Raw genomic sequence first — 260 nt, forward strand, 5'->3', positions numbered from 1 at the left:
CTGGCGATAATTCTCAAGATTCGAGTTTAAAATATCAGCGAGGTGCAAGCCGCTCATTGATTTCCCCAGCTCGCAAGTAAATCAATGCCGCCATGACCTAACTCTGGTAACCAATGTAAGTAACTTTGTGTGGTTTTAATATTACTATGACCAAGCTGATGTTGCAGTTGATGAAGTGGCATACCTGATTCAAGTTGGTGTGTTGCATAAGCATGGCGTAAAGCATGTGGATTACAGTACTTTAAGCCACACGCTTGTGT

The 260-nt window shown here is 42.3% G+C and carries 1 protein-coding gene; it reads right to left on the reverse strand.

What is annotated here, in order from left to right:
* Window positions 1–53 precede the first annotated feature (53 nt).
* The coding region (locus P20439_RS04870; RefSeq protein WP_036932941.1) for a tyrosine-type recombinase/integrase at window positions 54–260 on the reverse strand (207 nt) is incomplete at its 5' end.

Origin of the sequence: Pseudoalteromonas sp. BSi20439, assembly GCF_000241165.1 — a bacterium.
Taxonomy (GTDB): domain Bacteria; phylum Pseudomonadota; class Gammaproteobacteria; order Enterobacterales; family Alteromonadaceae; genus Pseudoalteromonas.